The organism is Acidianus sp. HS-5, assembly GCF_021655615.1.
In the GTDB taxonomy this organism is placed as follows: domain Archaea; phylum Thermoproteota; class Thermoprotei_A; order Sulfolobales; family Sulfolobaceae; genus Acidianus.
Genome location: NZ_AP025245.1, coordinates 680,575 through 697,886, shown reverse-complemented (window position 1 = coordinate 697,886; position 17,312 = coordinate 680,575). Strand labels below are relative to the sequence as shown.

At 37.7% G+C, this 17,312-nt stretch carries 19 protein-coding genes; 10 read left to right on the top strand and 9 right to left on the bottom strand.

What is annotated here, in order from left to right; genetic code table 11:
- Positions 1 to 163: 163 nt before the first annotated feature.
- From HS5_RS03675 to HS5_RS03655, 6 genes are all read right to left on the bottom strand, one after another.
- Positions 164 to 511 (bottom strand): nucleotidyltransferase domain-containing protein, encoded by a 348-nt coding sequence (locus tag HS5_RS03675; protein ID WP_236752804.1) that lies wholly within the window; start codon positions 509 to 511, stop codon positions 164 to 166.
- Positions 487 to 825: a HEPN domain-containing protein gene (locus tag HS5_RS03670; RefSeq protein ID WP_236752802.1), complete on the bottom strand. Its 339-nt coding sequence runs from the start codon at positions 823 to 825 to the stop codon at positions 487 to 489. The genes HS5_RS03675 and HS5_RS03670 overlap by 25 nt, the downstream gene beginning before the upstream one ends.
- Before the next feature lie 469 nt (positions 826 to 1,294).
- A complete protein-coding gene (locus tag HS5_RS14475; RefSeq protein ID WP_256445565.1) occupies positions 1,295 to 1,423 on the bottom strand; it encodes a hypothetical protein in 129 nt (42 codons plus the stop codon).
- On the bottom strand, positions 1,413 to 1,592 hold the full coding sequence (locus HS5_RS03665) for a hypothetical protein (protein ID WP_236752800.1): 180 nt from the start codon (positions 1,590 to 1,592) through the stop codon (positions 1,413 to 1,415). The genes HS5_RS14475 and HS5_RS03665 overlap by 11 nt, the downstream gene beginning before the upstream one ends.
- A gap of 133 nt (positions 1,593 to 1,725) precedes the next feature.
- Positions 1,726 to 2,052 (bottom strand): nucleotidyltransferase domain-containing protein, encoded by a 327-nt coding sequence (locus HS5_RS03660; RefSeq protein ID WP_236752799.1) that lies wholly within the window; start codon positions 2,050 to 2,052, stop codon positions 1,726 to 1,728.
- A 28-nt stretch (positions 2,053 to 2,080) separates the two neighbouring features.
- Positions 2,081 to 2,419 (bottom strand): HEPN domain-containing protein, encoded by a 339-nt coding sequence (locus HS5_RS03655; protein WP_236752798.1) that lies wholly within the window; start codon positions 2,417 to 2,419, stop codon positions 2,081 to 2,083.
- 257 nt (positions 2,420 to 2,676) lie between these two features.
- Here HS5_RS03655 and HS5_RS03650 point away from each other — a divergent pair, with 257 nt between their 5' ends.
- The 9 genes from HS5_RS03650 to HS5_RS03610 all read left to right on the top strand — a co-directional run bounded on the left by HS5_RS03650 (position 2,677) and on the right by HS5_RS03610 (position 11,684).
- A complete protein-coding gene (locus HS5_RS03650) occupies positions 2,677 to 3,981 on the top strand; it encodes an FAD-binding protein (RefSeq protein WP_236752797.1) in 1,305 nt (434 codons plus the stop codon).
- 42 nt (positions 3,982 to 4,023) lie between these two features.
- Entirely contained in the window at positions 4,024 to 5,430 is a 1,407-nt protein-coding gene (locus tag HS5_RS03645) for an MFS transporter (RefSeq protein ID WP_236752795.1), read from the top strand.
- 68 nt (positions 5,431 to 5,498) lie between these two features.
- Positions 5,499 to 6,833, top strand: coding sequence for an APC family permease (locus HS5_RS03640; RefSeq protein WP_236752793.1), 1,335 nt, complete (start codon positions 5,499 to 5,501; stop codon positions 6,831 to 6,833).
- Positions 6,834 to 6,935: 102 nt separating this feature from the next.
- Entirely contained in the window at positions 6,936 to 7,481 is a 546-nt protein-coding gene (locus HS5_RS03635; RefSeq protein ID WP_236752791.1) for a 2-oxoacid:acceptor oxidoreductase family protein, read from the top strand.
- On the top strand, positions 7,474 to 7,734 hold the full coding sequence (locus HS5_RS03630; RefSeq protein WP_236752789.1) for a 4Fe-4S binding protein: 261 nt from the start codon (positions 7,474 to 7,476) through the stop codon (positions 7,732 to 7,734). The genes HS5_RS03635 and HS5_RS03630 overlap by 8 nt, the downstream gene beginning before the upstream one ends.
- Position 7,735: 1 nt before the next feature.
- On the top strand, positions 7,736 to 8,896 hold the full coding sequence (locus HS5_RS03625; RefSeq protein ID WP_236752788.1) for a transketolase C-terminal domain-containing protein: 1,161 nt from the start codon (positions 7,736 to 7,738) through the stop codon (positions 8,894 to 8,896).
- Positions 8,889 to 9,797 carry a 3-methyl-2-oxobutanoate dehydrogenase subunit beta gene (locus HS5_RS03620; protein ID WP_236752787.1) on the top strand — a complete coding sequence of 303 codons (909 nt, stop codon included), beginning with the start codon at positions 8,889 to 8,891 and terminating at the stop codon, positions 9,795 to 9,797. The genes HS5_RS03625 and HS5_RS03620 overlap by 8 nt, the downstream gene beginning before the upstream one ends.
- Positions 9,798 to 9,925: 128 nt before the next feature.
- A complete protein-coding gene (locus tag HS5_RS03615; protein WP_236752786.1) occupies positions 9,926 to 11,215 on the top strand; it encodes an ATP-binding protein in 1,290 nt (429 codons plus the stop codon).
- Positions 11,216 to 11,231: 16 nt separating this feature from the next.
- Positions 11,232 to 11,684: a PaREP1 family protein gene (locus HS5_RS03610; RefSeq protein ID WP_236752783.1), complete on the top strand. Its 453-nt coding sequence runs from the start codon at positions 11,232 to 11,234 to the stop codon at positions 11,682 to 11,684.
- On the opposite strand, the gene HS5_RS03605 is transcribed toward HS5_RS03610, so the two are convergent.
- The 3 genes from HS5_RS03605 to HS5_RS03595 are packed head-to-tail and all read right to left on the bottom strand — an operon-like array spanning position 11,647 to position 14,884.
- On the bottom strand, positions 11,647 to 12,984 hold the full coding sequence (locus tag HS5_RS03605; RefSeq protein ID WP_236752781.1) for an ATP-binding protein: 1,338 nt from the start codon (positions 12,982 to 12,984) through the stop codon (positions 11,647 to 11,649). The genes HS5_RS03610 and HS5_RS03605 overlap by 38 nt on opposite strands.
- Positions 12,981 to 13,496 (bottom strand): hypothetical protein, encoded by a 516-nt coding sequence (locus tag HS5_RS03600; protein WP_236752779.1) that lies wholly within the window; start codon positions 13,494 to 13,496, stop codon positions 12,981 to 12,983. Before HS5_RS03600 ends, HS5_RS03605 begins: the two co-directional genes overlap by 4 nt.
- Before the next feature lie 38 nt (positions 13,497 to 13,534).
- A complete protein-coding gene (locus HS5_RS03595; protein WP_236752778.1) occupies positions 13,535 to 14,884 on the bottom strand; it encodes a hypothetical protein in 1,350 nt (449 codons plus the stop codon).
- 176 nt (positions 14,885 to 15,060) lie between these two features.
- On the opposite strand from HS5_RS03595, the gene HS5_RS03590 reads away from it, so the two are divergent.
- The gene (locus HS5_RS03590) at positions 15,061 to 17,250 is read left to right on the top strand and encodes a M1 family aminopeptidase (RefSeq protein WP_236752777.1); all 2,190 of its coding nucleotides are present in this window, start codon (positions 15,061 to 15,063) and stop codon (positions 17,248 to 17,250) included.
- The last annotated feature ends 62 nt before the right edge of the window (positions 17,251 to 17,312 follow it).

Sequence of the window (17,312 nt, the reverse complement as noted above, 5' to 3'; positions counted from 1 at the left end):
CTCAAGCTTTCGAATAACTTGTATCATAATTACTGTAGTTATAATAGCTGTAATCCTAATAAGGAAGAGTAACAGTTTTTCTCTATACTCATTTTATTTTATCGGAAGACTCAAAAAGTTACGTGATCTTAAAAATAATTTAAAAGAAATTAAATAACTCGCTTTAAGCAAGGAATTCCTTTAAGTCGACAAATCCTATCTCCCTTTTCCACAACAATTTCTTTTCCTTTATCTTGTCCTTTTCCTCCTCGTCTAAGACTACGTAGTCCACGTTTCCTTTAATATATTTACTTACCATGTACATCCTATCAAAAGTTGGGACGTCCTTTATCCCCTTGAACACGAACAGTAAATCTATGTCGCTAGTGTCTAAGTAGTCCCCCCTAGCCCTAGAGCCGAAGACATAGACTTCAGTCAGTTGAGGTAAGTCTTTAGAAGCACTTTCAATGATCTCCTTTGCTAGGTTTATCATCCTTATCTGGCTTTCTATTGCAGATTTCCCTCTACCCATTCCACCACCTCCTTAGCTCTGTTATATAGATCTTCTGCAATTGTCCTATTATACTGCTTAAAAGGGATCCCGTTTGCTGCATCAGGGTAGCGAGAGATTATGAAATGTGGAGACAAAACCATTAAGTCTTCCTTAACCTTAATTGGTATCGAGACCCCTTCCTTTTCAATTAATTCAGCTAGATCAGTAAGCGAGTGAGTTTTCCCGGGATCCTTTCCTAGATATACATTCAATGCTTTTTCTACTGCTTGTTGAGAGTAAAACGCTGAAGCGTAATACTTTCCGTTAAGCAAAAGGACTCTGGCAGTATCCAAATCTTCAGTAGCCTGTTCCGTTCAGTCCTTGTACTTCATCCTATTATCCCTATTTCCTTTTAAAATATTTATGAGCATTTGTTGGCCCTCTCCAACCGTTTTTATTAAACGCTAGACAATGAGTTAGTTTTACTAGTAGGACGACCCCACAAAATGTGGACGCCAGTGCCTCAGAAGGTACAAAGGGTATAGTCTAAGAACTTTCCAACCAAAATACTTCAGAGAACCTCTCTGTTTAGTTAATAAATTCCACCTCGTCATTTATACCCACAAGTTCCTCCTCTCTCCTAAAGAGTGCTTTCGTATTGAGGAATTTAGCAGTTCCAATCGCGAAACAGTCGGCTAAGGAAATTGAGTACTTGCACTTGCATTCGTATGCGTACTTTAAAATTCTAGGTTTTACCCCCCACTACCTCAAAGTACCCAGATTTTATTACGCCTTTAACTATCTCTTCTGCCTTCTTCCTCCCTAACTTCCTACAAAGTACACTTCAGCAAGGTTCACTACACTGACATATGCCGTCACTTCTTGGTTGAGTGTCTTCTCATAATATTCTCTGAATTCGCCTTCTAGAATTACTCCAGTATCAAGTACCACTTTTTTCGTCATCTTCCTTGCGTCCATTTAAGGGTTCTTCATATAAGTTTTCCCCTTTTGCTATTCCGAAAAGCTCTTCAGCAAGCTTCCTATCCTTAAACTTTCTCTCAATTAAGTAGTTTATTACATCGTCGTAGGAAATCCTCCTCCCTAATCTCTTTTCGAGCATTTAGGCAATTTCGGTAAGCTTCTTCTTAGTCTCTGCTTTTACTTTTATGCTTTCCATGTTTTCCATCAGCTATAAAAACTTCATTGAGTTAAGAGAAAATTAAGGAATGTGAGAGAACTAGACAGCTCATGTATTAGCACCTTATTTCCACTAAAGGCTTGAAGAACTCCTTATAGAACTCCTCGTAGTCCTTCCACTTCGAAAAGTGGAACTCAAAAGGAGTAACTTTTCCATTAAACACTTTTGATTCTATGTAAAGGATAACATTTGCCTGCCACTTAACATCACCTACTTTATCTGACACAATTAAGACGTCTATGTCGCTCAGAGACGGGACGTAATTGCCCTTGACGACACTGCCGAACACTGCTACCATGACGTCAGGTAATGAGCTCTTAAGAGATAGACATATTTCCTCAGCGTACTTCCTCCAGTTATTAAAGTATTCTATTCTCTCCATAAACCCAACACCATAAGAAATTCCTTAACTACGTTAGAAGCTTTACTGCTATTTCCTTATCGTAAGCAGTAGGGAAATACCTAGACCCAGTGTACGCTAATTTTAACAACGTGATAACATCTTTATTTTTATCCCTTAACTCCATTACTTCAGTTTTACCAAGGCAGTTTATTAGCTCATCTATGTCATGAGTAAAAGGGTAACTTCCCTTATTTTCTAAGATGACTGCCTTAAGCGCGAGCTGTAAGGATTGCTCTAAATGAAATAACGTAAAATCATACCAACCCTTCTCAACGTCTGAGACTGCTTCCTCAAAGAACCTCAGAGACCTACTTTTAAATGCGTCGACTACTTCTTTCTTTGACATGAATAAAGCTCGTTGAATGACTACATAAACTTTAGCTCACGACGATCTATAAGAGATTTAGCTAATCCAAAAAATTTACACTCGGTTAAGCTAGAATTACAGAGTTAGCCTCACAATTTGCCTTTAAGGATCTAAATTGTAAACATAAAATAAAAACTCACAAATTCCGGGATAATGTTGCTATGCTACTTGCTCAATGTCTTTTATTATCTTCCTCAACAATACAACCTTATATTTTTCTCTACTCAACTCTCTATATGGACGAGTTACTTGATATAGAACACTCAAAGGAAGAAAGGGAAGACTTCGCAGGGTATAAAGTCTCTCCCCTCATTGTATTTTATCCGAGGAAAGAAGAGGAGGTAGTAAGGATAGTTAAATACGCATATTCCCACGGTATCCCGGTAGTCCCTTGGGGTTCTGGAAGCAGTTTAACCGGAGCAACTGCTTGTAAGAACTGTATCATCATAGATCTTTCTAAGATGGACAAAATCCTTGAGATAAACGACGTGGACTGGTATGTGAGGGTACAGCCTGGAGTGAAGTTAATAGACCTTTATGAAGCTGTAGAAAGCAAAGGTTTCTTCTTCCCTCCGGATCCTGCCAGCTTTTTCCTTTGTACTGTAGGTGGGGCAATATCTGAAGGCTCCGGAGGAATGAAGGGAGTAAAATACGGGCCTTTCAGGGAATGGGTACTTTCATTGAGGGTAGTTTTACCCACAGGAGAAGTAGTGAAAGTAGGAGAGCCTTTAAGGAAGAATAGGGCTGGTTATGATTTAACTCACTTGTTTGTAGGAAGCGAGGGTACGCTGGGGATAATAACTGAGGCTTGGTTGAGGATAATTCCTAAGCCCAGGAAGAAGATTTATACTGTGAAGGTTCTTCTACCCGACTTTAAGACTGTTGCTGAAAATATTATAGGAATAAGGAAAGCCAGAATTTTGCCAGAGTTTTCTGAGTACATTGACGCAGACGTAATAAGGGCACTTAACAAGAACTTAAATGCCGGACTTGAGGAAGCTGAGGGGGGAATGTTACTTATTTCCATAGAAGAAGACCAGCTAAACGACCTACTCAAAGTACTTAAAGGTGAAGTTATTGTTCTTGAAGGTGATGAAGCTGAGAGGCTTTATTCCTTGAGGTCTCAAGCTGCAATTGCGGTAAAGGCTGAGACTAAGTCTTTTTACGCTGAAGATATCGTAGTCCCGGTATCGAGGCTCCCTGAGGCGATTGATAAACTTAATGAGATTGCTAAAAAACATAATACGAAGTTTTACATTATTTCCCACATAGGTGACGGAAACCTTCATCCTAATATCGTAGTTGATGACGAGAAGGAGGAAATTTTTGATGAAATTGCTAGGGTAGCCATAGATCTAGGTGGTTCAGTTACCGGAGAGCATGGTGTGGGAATTCAAAAGGCTAAGATGATGGCTGAGCAGATAAAGATCCATAACGGTGAAAGTGTTTTAGACCTCATGATGGAGATAAAGAAGACTGTAGACCCAAAAGATATAATGAACCCTGATAAGTACGTTGAGCTAGCTTATAAACTTAAGTAATTTGGTAACAAACTTTTTATGTTTTAGCTCAAATCTTTCTTTATGGACAAGATATCGTTAATTACTTTTATAGTAGTCCTAGGCACTATGATGGCCGCAATTGATTCTACCATAGTAATTTTAGCGTTACCAACGATGATACAGTGCCTTCACACTGACTTACTTACACTCATATGGGTAATACTGATTTACCTGCTTACGACAGCAGTATTAACTACTCAACTCGGTAGACTGGGAGACAGACTTGGGAGGGGAAGGATATACAACTTAGGTTTCATAATCTTTACTGCAGGCTCTGCATTATGCGGTGCTTCGCCTACTGCTACTTTCCTAGTGTCTTCTAGGGCGATCCAAGCTGTTGGAGCTTCAATGCTTCAAGCTAACAGTGGTGCAATAATTGCTGATAATTATCCTCCTAACAGAAGGGGTAAAGCTTATGGTTATACTTCAATAGGTTGGAACGTAGGAGCAATTCTCGGAATAATCTTAGGAGGAATTCTGACAACTTTCGTAGGTTGGCGTTACATATTTTACATAAACGTTCCAATAGGGGTTATAGCAGTGATTCTAGGTCTGAGGGAAATCAAGGATAAGCTCACATTAAACTCTAAGTTTGACATAGGAGGAGTAATACTTCTAGCCTCCTCTCTTATTCTAGTAACTTATGGTGCTGCAGAAATTGCAGGTATAGGGATTACGAGTACAAACGTTGTGTTAATACTCTCTGGAATTCTTCTCCTCATTCCCTTCTATTTCGTGGAGAAAAAACAGCAGTTTCCCTTGATCGACTTTAAGGTTTTCACTAACAGAGTACTTACTTCTTCACTTTTGGCTTCTTTCCTACAAAGCGCAGGTTATTTAGCTACAGCCTTTATTCTAATAATGTACTTACAAGGAATTAGGGGGTTAACTCCATTTAATGCTTCTTTACTTCTTGTCCCTGGATATGTTTTAGCTAGCATGATAAGTCCTATTACAGGAAGGCTCTCTGATAAGATAGGTGCGAGAATTCCAGCAACAATAGGAATAGGATTAATGATGATTGCTGCATTCATTTATGCTCACCTTACTTTAACAACTCCTTATTATTACATAATACTCACGTCGATTGTAGGAGGACTAGGTTCATCATTCTTTTATCCTGCAAATAACAGTGCAATAATGTCAAATGCCCCTAGGAATATTTACGGTGGAGTTTCAGGAATAATGAGGACTTTGGCTAATATAGGAATTCTTATCAGTTATGTTATAGCAATATCGATTGCTTCTTTAACAATACCTAGATATGTAGCTTTTGAGGTATTCCTAGGTACTTATTCCTTAGGAGAGTTGAGTGGTAAGTTTTTACTTGGAATTCATTCAGCGTTTTATGCTTCCATTGTAATCCTTTCTATCGCTCTAGTCCTTTCAGCAATAAGGGGTAAGGAAGAAAGGAGTTACTTAAATTAAATCTAAGCTGAGCTAAATATTCAATAAATCGAGTTAGATTTAATAACATCATGTGAATACAGTAAATGATGAGTAAGGAAAAGGAAGAATCCCATGAGCAGGAGCCTAAACGTGTAATAGGCTTAAAGGATTTGGTTTTCCTAAGTGTTGGTGGACAATCACCTTTCTTAAGCATATTAACTTACGGTGTCGCTGCATTCCTTTATGGGAGTTATTTTGCTCCTATTGCAATAATTATAGGGACAGTACTAGTTCTGCTTAACGGAATGGTTATTTATAAGTTATCAACTAGATATACAAAGTCCGGAGGATATTACACTTACGCTTATTATTCATTAACTAAGAGATTGGGTTTTGAAACGGGTTGGGTGTACTTAGTTTATTCAGTCCTCTACGGCTCAGCTTATGTGTTGGGTGCTACGTTCGTTTTACATCACGTCTTGGGAATAAACCCTTGGATAATAGCACTAACAATCTTCGGAGTTTCGTCAATTTTCATATTAACTGGAATAAAGCCTTCAGCTAAATATGCTATTGTTGCAAGTATAGTAGAGATAGGAATAATGGCTACACTAGCGCTCTTGTTCTTAAAGTCTACATCATTCACTTTCTATAATCCTTTCAATTATCACATATGTTTCGGTATGTTAGCTTTGGCAATACTATTCGGTGCAGGTATTCCAACTGGTTACGGTTCAATAACTCCTTTATCTGGAGAAGTTAAGAATCCTAAGAGAACTGTCCCTCTAGCAATAATTATTGTAATACTTCTAGGAGGATTGTTAGCGGCATTCGACGTCTATGCAATAGGAGATCATTTACTTTACTACCACATTAGCCCTAGTAGTACGGATCTTCTTTCCTTGATTGAAAATAGGTTTGGAATAATCACCTTTGCCTTCGTTATCTTTGCAGCAGCAAATGACGGAATACTAGCTACTTTATCTTTCATGCTAGCTACTTCTAGAACTACTTATGCCATGTCAACTAATGGTTTTCTGCCTAAGATCTTCTCAAAGTTCGAAAGTGAGAGAGGACCAATATTCTCTTCCATGTTAGCAATTGTACTTTACTTAATTACAATTGTAAGCTCCCTTTATCTAACAGCCTTAAAACCTTATCTGGCATTCGAAGAGGTAGCGGAAATAGCAGTGCTCTCCAACTTGCTAGTTCATATAGCCGCAGATTCTTCTCTATTTAAGATCTCACTTAAGAGGTTAAATAAGAGATTAATTGAAATTTCCTTAGCCTTAGCGGCTATAGGTATAACTGCGTGGAATATGATAGAAACTATAAGCTCTACATTTCCAGTCTTAGTATATATATTTATGACTTTCATAATAATGGGCTTCCTAGCTGCTGAAGTAATAGAAATGGAAAGAGAAGAAGAGGAAGAAGATTAATTTTAACACGGCTTATTGGTAATTATTAATAACAGAGTTAATTTAAGTTTAGAATTCCTCTTCTAAGATATTAATAAATTTTTAGAAGAGAACATTCTCTAGATGAAATGGGAAATAGTTTTAAGAGGAAGAGGAGGAATGGGCGTTGTAACTGCTGGAGAAACACTAGTTAAGGCTGCAGTAAAAGAAGGAAAATACGGACAATCGATTCCATTCTTCGGAGGAGAAAGGAGAGGCGCACCGGTAGTCTCTTACGTAAGGCTCTCAGATGAACCGATTTATATTCATAGAGAAATATACAACTCAGACCTAGTGGCAGTTTTCGATACTTCCCTTTTTAATATAATGAACGTGCTGGAAGGAATTAAAGAGAACGGAATACTTCTTCTAAATACAAAGACTCCGAAGAAACTCTGGAAGAACACTTACTACGTTGACGCTGTCGAAATTGCTGACAAACTTAATCTATCAATAGCAGGGTGGAAGTTAGTAAACATGCCCATAGTTGGTGCAATAGCTAAGCTAACGGAAATGGTAAAGATAGACTCAGTAGTTGAGGCAATAGAGGAAGAGTTTCCCGGGAAAATGGGAGAGTCTAACGCTGAGGCGGCAAAGTTAGGTTATGAGGTGGTAAGCAGTTATGATTAACTATCCCATACCTTTAGGAAGACCCAGTATAGGTTCTTCCGGGCTTACCGGGCATTGGAGGTTAATGAGGCCCGAAATTGATTACTCCAAGTGCACAAAGTGTAGGCTTTGCGTAATTTATTGTCCGGAAAATACCATAGATTTACTGGAAGGCTTTGACGTCAGGATAGACTATGATTACTGTAAAGGTTGCGGAGTATGTGCTCAGATATGCCCTCAAAAAGCAATAACAATGGTTCAAGAGGTGAAGTGAAATGATAACTGTACAGAAGAACGTAACTGCAATGGTAGGAAACCACGCAGTAGCTTATGCAGTTAAACAAGCTAAGCCCCAAGTTTTGTCAGTGTTCCCAATAACTCCTCAAACAACTATGCTTGAAAAGCTAGCTGAATATATTGACAGTGGAGAACTAAAGGCCGAACTTATAAAAGTTGAAGGAGAACACTCAGCTTTGGCAGCAGTTTATGGTGCAGCAGTCGCCGGAGCTAGAGTATTTACCGCAACTTCATCCCAAGGATTGCTTTACATGACTGAAATGATGTATTGGGTAGGAGGAGAAAGAGTTCCAATGGTCAATGCTGTAGCTACTAGGGCATTAGCAGAGCCTTGGACTATCTGGGATGATCACGAGGACTTTTTCAGTAAAAGAGATACTTCATGGATAATGATGATGGCAGAAAACGTTCAAGATGCTTACGACATGACTTTGCAAGCTTTTAAGATAAGTGAAGATAAGAGGGTAATTTTACCGGTAATGATGGGCTTTGACGGATTTATATTAACTCACACTATGGAGAGGCTGGAGATACTTGACGATGAAACTGTAGAAAAATTCCTACCACCTAGAGAATTCAACTTGATCGACTTTAACGACCCAGTAAACGTAGGTCCTATAGCTGTGCCAGACGATTATATGAGGATAAAATATGAGGCAATGAAGGCAATGGAAGGGAGTAAGGAAGTTATTGAAGAGATTAGCAGGGAATATGAGAAGATTTCAGGAAGGAAACAATACGGCCTAGTAGAGTGCTATGAATGTGAAGATGCCGACTACGTATTTGTTACTGCAGGAGCGTGGACGGGAGACGCAAGAGAGGCTGTAAGGAGGTTAAGAAATGAAGGAAAGAAGGTCGGATTGCTTAAGTTGAGGGTAATAAGACCGTTTCCCAAGGAGAGGATAAGGGAGGCATTAAAAGGAGTGCAAGGTGTAGTGACCTTTGATAGGGAATACTCTTACGGTTACGGAGGAATACTTGCTAACGAGATAAAGTCAGCTATTTACAATTCCGGTATTGACGTTATGAGCGTTATTGCGGGAATAGGAGGAAAGGACGTTAGACCTCTTCACTTCCAGAAGGTTATGGAGGACGTACTTGAAGGTAAAAAGTTTGAGGAGAGGTGGTTAAATGACTGAAGTTCCTCAATACATTAAAGAAAAGAAGGTAATAAGGCAACAGTACTTCCTGAGAGGAAATGCTGCTTGTCCGGGGTGTCCAATACCTAAAGAGTTAGACCTACTCCTAGAAGTTATGGGTAAGAAAACAGTGCTTGTAGTGCCAGCATCATGCAGTACTGTAATAATGGGTGACATTCACGGTTCTCCTTCAACAGTCCCAGTAGTTCATAGTGCATTTGCAGCTGCAGCAGCAATAGCTTCTGGCTTAAGCAGAGAATTGAAGATTAAAGGAGATGACGCTAAAGTAGTAGTCTGGGCTGGAGACGGAGCTACTGGAGATATAGGATTCGCAACTGTAAGCGGTGCCGCTGAGAGGAATGAGGACATACTTTACGTGTGTTATGATAACGAAGCATTCATGAATACTGGAATTCAGAGGTCTTCGTTAACTCCTTACGGTGCATGGACTACTACAACTCCTGCAGGAAAGAGAGAATTTAAGAAACCACTTCCTTTCATAATGATGGACCATAAGATACCTTACGTTGCAACTGCGTCAATAGCTTATCCCTTCGATTACCAGGCAAAAGTCAGGAAAGCAAAGGACGTTCAAGGGTTTAGGTATGTTCATTTACTATCTCCCTGCCCTCCGGGATGGAGATTTGACAGTAGTTTAACTATTGAAGTTGCAAAGCTTGCAGTTGAGACTGGAATTTGGCCTCTGTTTGAGGTAATAAATGGTGAATTTAACCTTACTGGAATAAGTAAGGTACTCATAGATAAGAGCAAGAGAAAGCCTGTAACAGAGTACCTTAAGCTTCAAGGAAGGTTTAGTAAGATGAGTGAGAACGATATAAAGATAATGCAGAACGCTGTAGATGCAATGTGGGACTACATTACTGAATTAGTTAAAAGGTAAAATTTTTTCTTCCCTTTCTTTCATTTTCTATTTTGAATTTATTTTTGACCCATGCCGTGGGTCATTTTTATGTAAAATTGACCCATATTGTGGGTCAAATTTATGAATTTTTAACCTATATCTATTATGTGGATAGGGAGAAAATACTGAAGGCATTAGTAGACTGGAACTTCTGGTATAAAGAACAATTCACTGGTTATCCTAGGGAATACGCTAAACAAGTTTTGGATATAATGAAGTCCGGGTTTGTTGCTGATGTTGTTGGAGTTAAGAGGAGCGGTAAATCTACAATATTCAACCAAGTTATTTCTCACCTAATAAAGGAAGAGAAAGTAGACTCTTTCCTAACTCTCTTGATCAACTTTGAAGACTCACGCCTTGGTGAAGTTGATGAAGCTGATAAGCTTTTTGAACTCCTTCAAATATACCGAGAGGAAACTGGAGCAAAAGGTAAGCCTTACATTTTCCTAGATGAGGTGCAGAGAGTTAAAGGCTGGGAAGGGTTTGTTAGGTCTTTAATAGACAGAAAGGAAGCTTACGTGGCAGTTTCAGGCTCAACTTCTGTCATTAATAAAGGAAGAGTTAGGGAAGTCTTAGCAGGAAGACACATTTCTGTTGAAGTCCTTCCTTTATCGTTTTCTGAGTACTTAAAGTTTAATGGAATAAAGGTGGAAAAGGAAATTGATTTCATAGCTAAGGAAGAAGAAATCAAAAGGCTTTTTCTTGAGTTCTTAAAATTCGGAGGATTTCCTTCTGTAGTAAACAGTGAAATGAAGGATAAGATACTTCTCAATCTTTACGAGGATATAATAAACAAAGATGTAATAGGCGCTTGCAGGATAAGGCAGGAGGAGAGACTGAAGAACCTCTCTCTATTTTACGTCTCTAACGTGGGGAATAGGGTATCATTTAGGAAGATCTCCAGGTCATTAAATATCCCGCTTAATACTGTAGAAAGGTTTACTTCCTGTCTTACAGATTCAATGCTTATCTATTTTGTCCCTCCGTTATCTCCTTCTCTGAAAGAGATGGTGAAGGGAGAGAAGAAAGTATATTCCGTTGATCAAGGCTTATCAAACGTTGTAGGTTACAAACTGAATGAAAGTCTGGGCTCTTTACTTGAGGGTGCAGTTTACTTAGAGCTTAGGAGAAGGTACGTAGGAAATTCAATATTTTATTATCGCGGAAAAAACGAAGTAGATTTTGTAATTAAAGAAAACGATAAGGTACGTTATGCTTATCAAGTTACTTTTACTCTAAATGATGAGAGAGAAATTAAAGGGTTGAAAGAGCTTGAAAAGAAGGGAAAGACTGTGGTGGAGAAATTCATAATAACTTTCGATGATGAGGAGAGAGAAGTTGAAGGGATAAAAGTTGTGAAAGCGTGGAAGTGGATGCTCTCTTCTTTTTATTATTAGTTGAGTATAATATAATATGAAAGTAGAAATTCCCGATTCGGTCTATAAATTCATTGAGGACTTAGGAAAGGATGTCTCGGAGACGTTAGTCGATGCGTTTTTATTGAGTTTGGAAAGAGAAGATAGAGTAAGGCTTTACGTAGAATTAAGCGAGGATTATGAGAGGAAAGCTAATGATGGGGAAACTTGCTGGAAGGCTTTATCTTATATTTTTAAGGCTTTTGCTGAATTAGAGGGAATGGAAATTTCTTCTTACCAGGATTACTATAACCTTGCTGAATATCTATCTTTTAAGGAAAATAATCCCGATATTGTTAAGTATTTTTTAAATGCAGAGAAACTTCACGCGGAATTTCATCCTAGACCTCAGGACGGAGAGACACTAAAAGTTAGGATGGAATATTGTAAAAAACTTGTGGGACTTGTTAAATCTAAGCTACAACAGCAGTTGAAGGCTCCTCAGCATTAAACGAAGTAAGTATTTCTTTTAATTTCTCCTCAAGAATTTCGGTATCTCCTTGAAGTATCCTTATTGCCTCCATAGTGGTTAACTCTATTTTAATTATTGTAGGATCAACGTTCAGACTTTGGGAATTAGTTATTATGAACCTCTTCTCAACAGCATATTCTTTTTTCTCATGTTCTACTTTCTCCACTAGTGAAAGCATCTTTACTTCCTCATCTTCATTTTTATCGTCGTTCAACAATTTTACCAGGCCTACGTAAGCGTTGTTGTCCTTAATGAAGAATATTCCCAAAGTTAGGTATTTCCCTTTTACTTCAACTCTCTTTCCTCTAGGATGGACGTAAGATATCTGGAATTCCTTAGTTAGAGAAGTTAACAGATCCCTAATCATCTTCTCCAATTTCTTAGACTCCTCTTCAGGATTCTTAAGGCTATGCGATTCTCTAAGCTTCTCTTTCACACATTCTATTGAGTTCTGAGATGAGGAGCATTCCTTTTCAAATTTCTCGACCTCAGACTTCATGAATTGGAGTATGGAACTTACAGTGTTTAACTCCCTTCCGTTCCAGAGCGAGATAACTATAGGTAATAAATCGTCAGAAATTTCATGACAGTAAACATCAACTATTTCTTTAATATCTTCAGAGGTTAGTGCGTTATCTAGAGAAATCCTGCTTTCGTCGAGCCTCCTCCTTATTGCTAGGTCTGAAATCCTACTGTAAACGTCTGTAGGTATTGCCATCAGAACTGGAATTCCAAGACCTGCGTTTATAAGCCTGTGAATTTTGGGAATGTGATTTTCCCTCACTTCGTCTATAAGGAGAGAGAAATGTTCAATCCCTTTCAAATCGTTTATTGCCCTTATCATACCGTCAAAGTCCTTCTGATAATCTAAGCAGTATAACTTAAGGAGAGTATCGTCATATTTTCCGCATAACTTGTGTAGCCAATCCTCAAATTTTACTCCCATTAGCCTTTTCCAGAAAGAGTAACCGTACTTCTTTTTATCCATTTTAGGTAAGACTTTTCTGGATATTTCTCCTTTATCTATTTTACTCCAGAATTCATCCTCTATCTCTCCTTTACTTGCTAAATCCATGTAAAGTGCGTCTTTCACGTCTTCTTGAACTTTCTTCAAGATAGTAGTCTTACCCATCCCTGGCTGTCCTATAATTGATGCAATGTCATTGTTTCTTATCGAGTTTAGAGCCTTCTCCAAGTACTGTTTATAAGTGGGGCCTACGAGGATTACGTTGTTAGAGTTCCACGTTGTTACAGTTACTTTAGGAATATTGCATATCATCTTTGTCCCCTCCTTATTATTATTCCGTAAACTGAACCTTTCCTAACAAATCCTTCATCTCCTCCAGCGATAAGTTCGTAGTTTTCCTCAATATGCTTCCTAAGTTTGGAATAAAAGTCCTCTTTTGTAAGTCCCATTTCTACCCTAATATCCTTCAAGTGGGCATAGCCTAAGTTGTCCTTTACCTCAGCGTAAATCTCATCAAAGTAATTTTCGCTTAACTTTTTCTTTTCCATAACAGCCTCCTGCAATTTTTTTACCTCATCCTTCAATTCGCTCATTTCTTTAAGCAATAAATCGATCTTACTCTCTTCAGAGTTTGAAAGTAACTCAAATGATTTTCCTCCTCCGTTCTCTATCTTTCTAACCTTACCTTCTTTCTCCAATCTATCTAAAATTGAGGAGAGCTCTTCTCCGTCAGTCTTTAATTTCTTTTTAATTTTAGAAAACGCTACAGGTTTACCATCGTAAAGTTCTTTAATTGTAGAAAGAACCATGTCTTCACTTAACATGAGTTAATTCTTGGTGAGAGTATTTTAAACCACTAGCCCTAAGTATTACCATAGTATTCCTCTAAGCTTCTCTTTACGTTCCATCCTTCATCTGAGAGTTCTTGAAGACCTTTTTCTATTAAATCCTTATAATTCCTTAAGTTATCTCCTAAGTTGAAGTCTAAACTATTTATAAATATTTCTCCTCCTTCTATATTTTCTGAAATTTCTAAAGGATCCTTCTTAAATATTCCACCAAGGAAGCTTTTCTTTCCGCCCTTATACATCTGCGGTGGCAGTATTACTCTATTGGAGCTTACTTGAGCTACTAAGAGAGGTACTATTATCTCTGCCTTATCTTCTGCAAGTATTGATACAAACTTAGGTAATTTTTGCAGTCTATCTAACGTAGCTTTTTCGGAACTTTCAACACTGTTTAACTTTGCTATTACTGACTGCTGTAATTCGTCCAGTTTTTTAATTTCCTCATTTATCTTATTTAAATCTCTTTGTTTCATTGAATTAAGTTCTGTTAATTCTCCCCTAAGTCTTCTAATATCGATCTTATGTTTTTCCTTTATCTCATTTAATTTTCCCGTAATCTCGCTAAGGTATTTCTCCTTTATGCTATAAACTGATGATGTACTATCTACGAATCCAGCCTCCTTATCTAACTCGGCCTTCGCTATTAAAACTTCAATGTCCGGAAGCTTTGAGTAGAGTTGAGAAGAGAACTGCTTAATTTCTCCTTCAACTTTACTCTTCTCTTCACTAACTATCCTTTTTAGTTCTTCGTTTTTTCCCATAATTTTTGCGTCATACTCGCTCTCAGTTTGTCTTCTCTTCTCTACTCTTCTCCCTTTTATTATGGCTATTGTCTCAGAAATTTTTTCTTTAGTTTTCTCTATTAGGTCTATTTCCGAGAGTACCTTATTTTCGGCACCTTGTATGTCAGAGATTATAAATTGAACGTCAATATCTTTCAACTTTCTGTCTAAGATCTGGAGTGGTAATTGAGAACTGCCCAGTTTTAATAGGTTTTTGAAATCCTGATCCATTATGAAGTCGAAATGTAATGTTGATGAGCCTTTAATCTCGTCCCATCTAATTGAGTTCATTAATTCTAAAATCTGAGATTCATCTGAGGTTTTCTGAAGCATGGAAATTATCCTATTATAATCTTGTAGAATGAGAGAATTAATAGAAGCGGAGAATTTTCCTGTTTCATCAAAGATGTAATATCCTCCACCTTCAGATTTTATAGCTAACAAAGGCCATCCGATAACTGTGGCTAACGATATTCTATTGTTCTTACCTGCAATTTTTGCAATACAAATCGCTAACTGCTTTTGAATAGGCAACGGGTTAAAATTATCGTCTACAACAAGACTTAAGTTAATACTTTTCATAAGAGAATTTATCAGAGCATAAATTAATATTTTACCTTATCCTTGGTAATCTATGTATTGATATTCAAATATATTGCATAAATTATTTTAAAATTTATAACGTAAATATAGAGCAAATTACTAATAGAACTGTCTTGCATACTTAACTTTTTTACTACTCCTTTATTATACATATTATGATAGACAGACTAGGTAAAAATTACGTACTAAAAGAACACGAAATTCACTATCCAGAAAACTACGACTTCAAGATTTCTCACTATGTATATTTCCTGGAAATTTATCCAGAAGAATGTAAAGTAAAGGGGAAAGCAATAATAGAGTATGAGGGGAAGAACTTACTATTACATGCTAGACACTTCCAGATTATCAAATTGACGTTGAACGGAGAGGAAGCAAAATACTCCTATGATGGTGAAAAAATAGTCATTCAAGGAGAAGGGAAAGAGGCAGAAATTGAGTATGAGACAAAACCAGTTCTGGGTCTCACATTTAAGAGGTTAAAGGATTACGTGGAAGTAGCTACTACCGGAGAAGTTGATCAAGCAAGGAACTGGATTCCAATACTTGACGATCCCGGGGTTAAAACTACTACTGAGTTTTACATTACTGTGAGAAAGCCTTACATTGCATTATCGAATGGAAGGTTAATAAACCAGGAAGATAAAGGTGATGCAACTACTTTCCACTGGATAATGGATAAACCTCACTCTCCTTACTTAAATAGCCTAGCTGTCGGAGTATTTTCAAAAGATGAAGAAGAGTGGGAAGGAATAAAAATAGAGGATTACCTCCCTAAGGGACATGAAGAATTCTTCTGGAACCTCTCCTCAGTAAAGAAGGCTATGGAATTCTTCTCTTCCTACACTGGAGTTAAATATCCTTATTGCAGGTATGCTCAAGTAGTACTATTCTCAATGAACGGAGGGATGGAGTACATTACTTCAACTCACTTAACTTGGAGGACTTTACACGATAAGGTTGCTGACAAAGTTTACTCTTCCGAGAATCTAATAGCCCACGAACTTGCACATCAATGGTTCGGAGATTTAATAACGACAAAGGACTGGCCAAATATCTGGTTAAACGAAGGTTTTGCGAGCTATTTTGAGGCTTTATATGTTGAACATGAGAAAGGTAAAGAAGAATTCCTTTACAACCTTTACAGCAAATGGAAGGGCTATCAAGAGGAGAAGGAAAGGTACACTAGACCAATAGTATGCCGTTATTATAAGTGGGGAGACGAACTGTTCGATAGGCATACATATAATAAGGGAGCACTCTTTCTACACAAGTTAAGGAACTTCTTAGGAGACGAAACCTTCAAGAAGGGAATAAAAGAGTATTTAGAGAGGTTTAAGTATCGCTCAGTTGATACTGAAGACTTCAAGAAAGTAATGGAGGAAGTTTCAGGGAAAGATTTAACTTTCCTCTTCGATCAGTTAGTTTATTCAGCCTTTAATCCAGTGATAGGAGTTGAAGACGGAAAGATAAAGACTGACGTGGAAGTTGATGTAAAAGTTGGAAAAGATATTAAGAAAATAAAACCAAAAGAGGACATATTTACTGCGGATTATGTATGCGTCGATCCAAATTTTACTTCATTAGCTGAGGTTGAAGACAAGCAGAGCGAAGAAGCCTTAATAAGAGAAAGTAATGACGAAGAGTTAATCTGCAGGATTAGGGCAGTTACATCTCTCTCAAGGTTTTCAGACTTCAAGGCTATACAAACGTTGAAAGAGAGGCTGGAAAACGATTTCTGGGGAGTATCTTATGAGGCTGCAATCTCGCTTGGCAAAATAAAGAATGAAGAAGCACTTAATGCTCTACTCCTAAACCATGATAACCCTAAAGTCATGGTAGGCATAGTAAAGGCTTTAGGAGAATTTAAGTTCAATAAAAAGGCTGAGGAATTCCTTTTAACTCTCTTAGATGCTGAAAGCTATCACGTTAGAGCTGAAGCCATTTCTAGTTTAGGTAAAATAGGATTTACTGACGCTAAGGAGAAGATACTGAAACATTTTGAGGACGAGAGCTATGTTGACATTGTACCTTCTGCAGTTATAGAGGCTTTAAGCTATTTTGCTGACGATGAGTCATTCAAGTTCGTAGTAGACCGTGGAGTGAGGAATGAAAAAGAGACCATAAGGGCAAGCGCTGCTAGAAATCTGTGGAGGTTTGGAGATAAGAGTAAGGAATACCTAAACTTCCTAGTTAAGGATCCATCGCCTATAGTCAGAGGTGCTACAATTAAATCTTTAGAGGAGTTAAAGATGAAGGATTTACTTAGAGCGATAGTTGATAATGAAGATGAAGAGCTGAGGAATAGGTCTAACGCTTTAAGGATCTTATATAAGCTAGGGTAACCATTGATTATGAAGATTTTATAATTGATGAAGAAAAGACTATTGTTATAATTACAATTAAT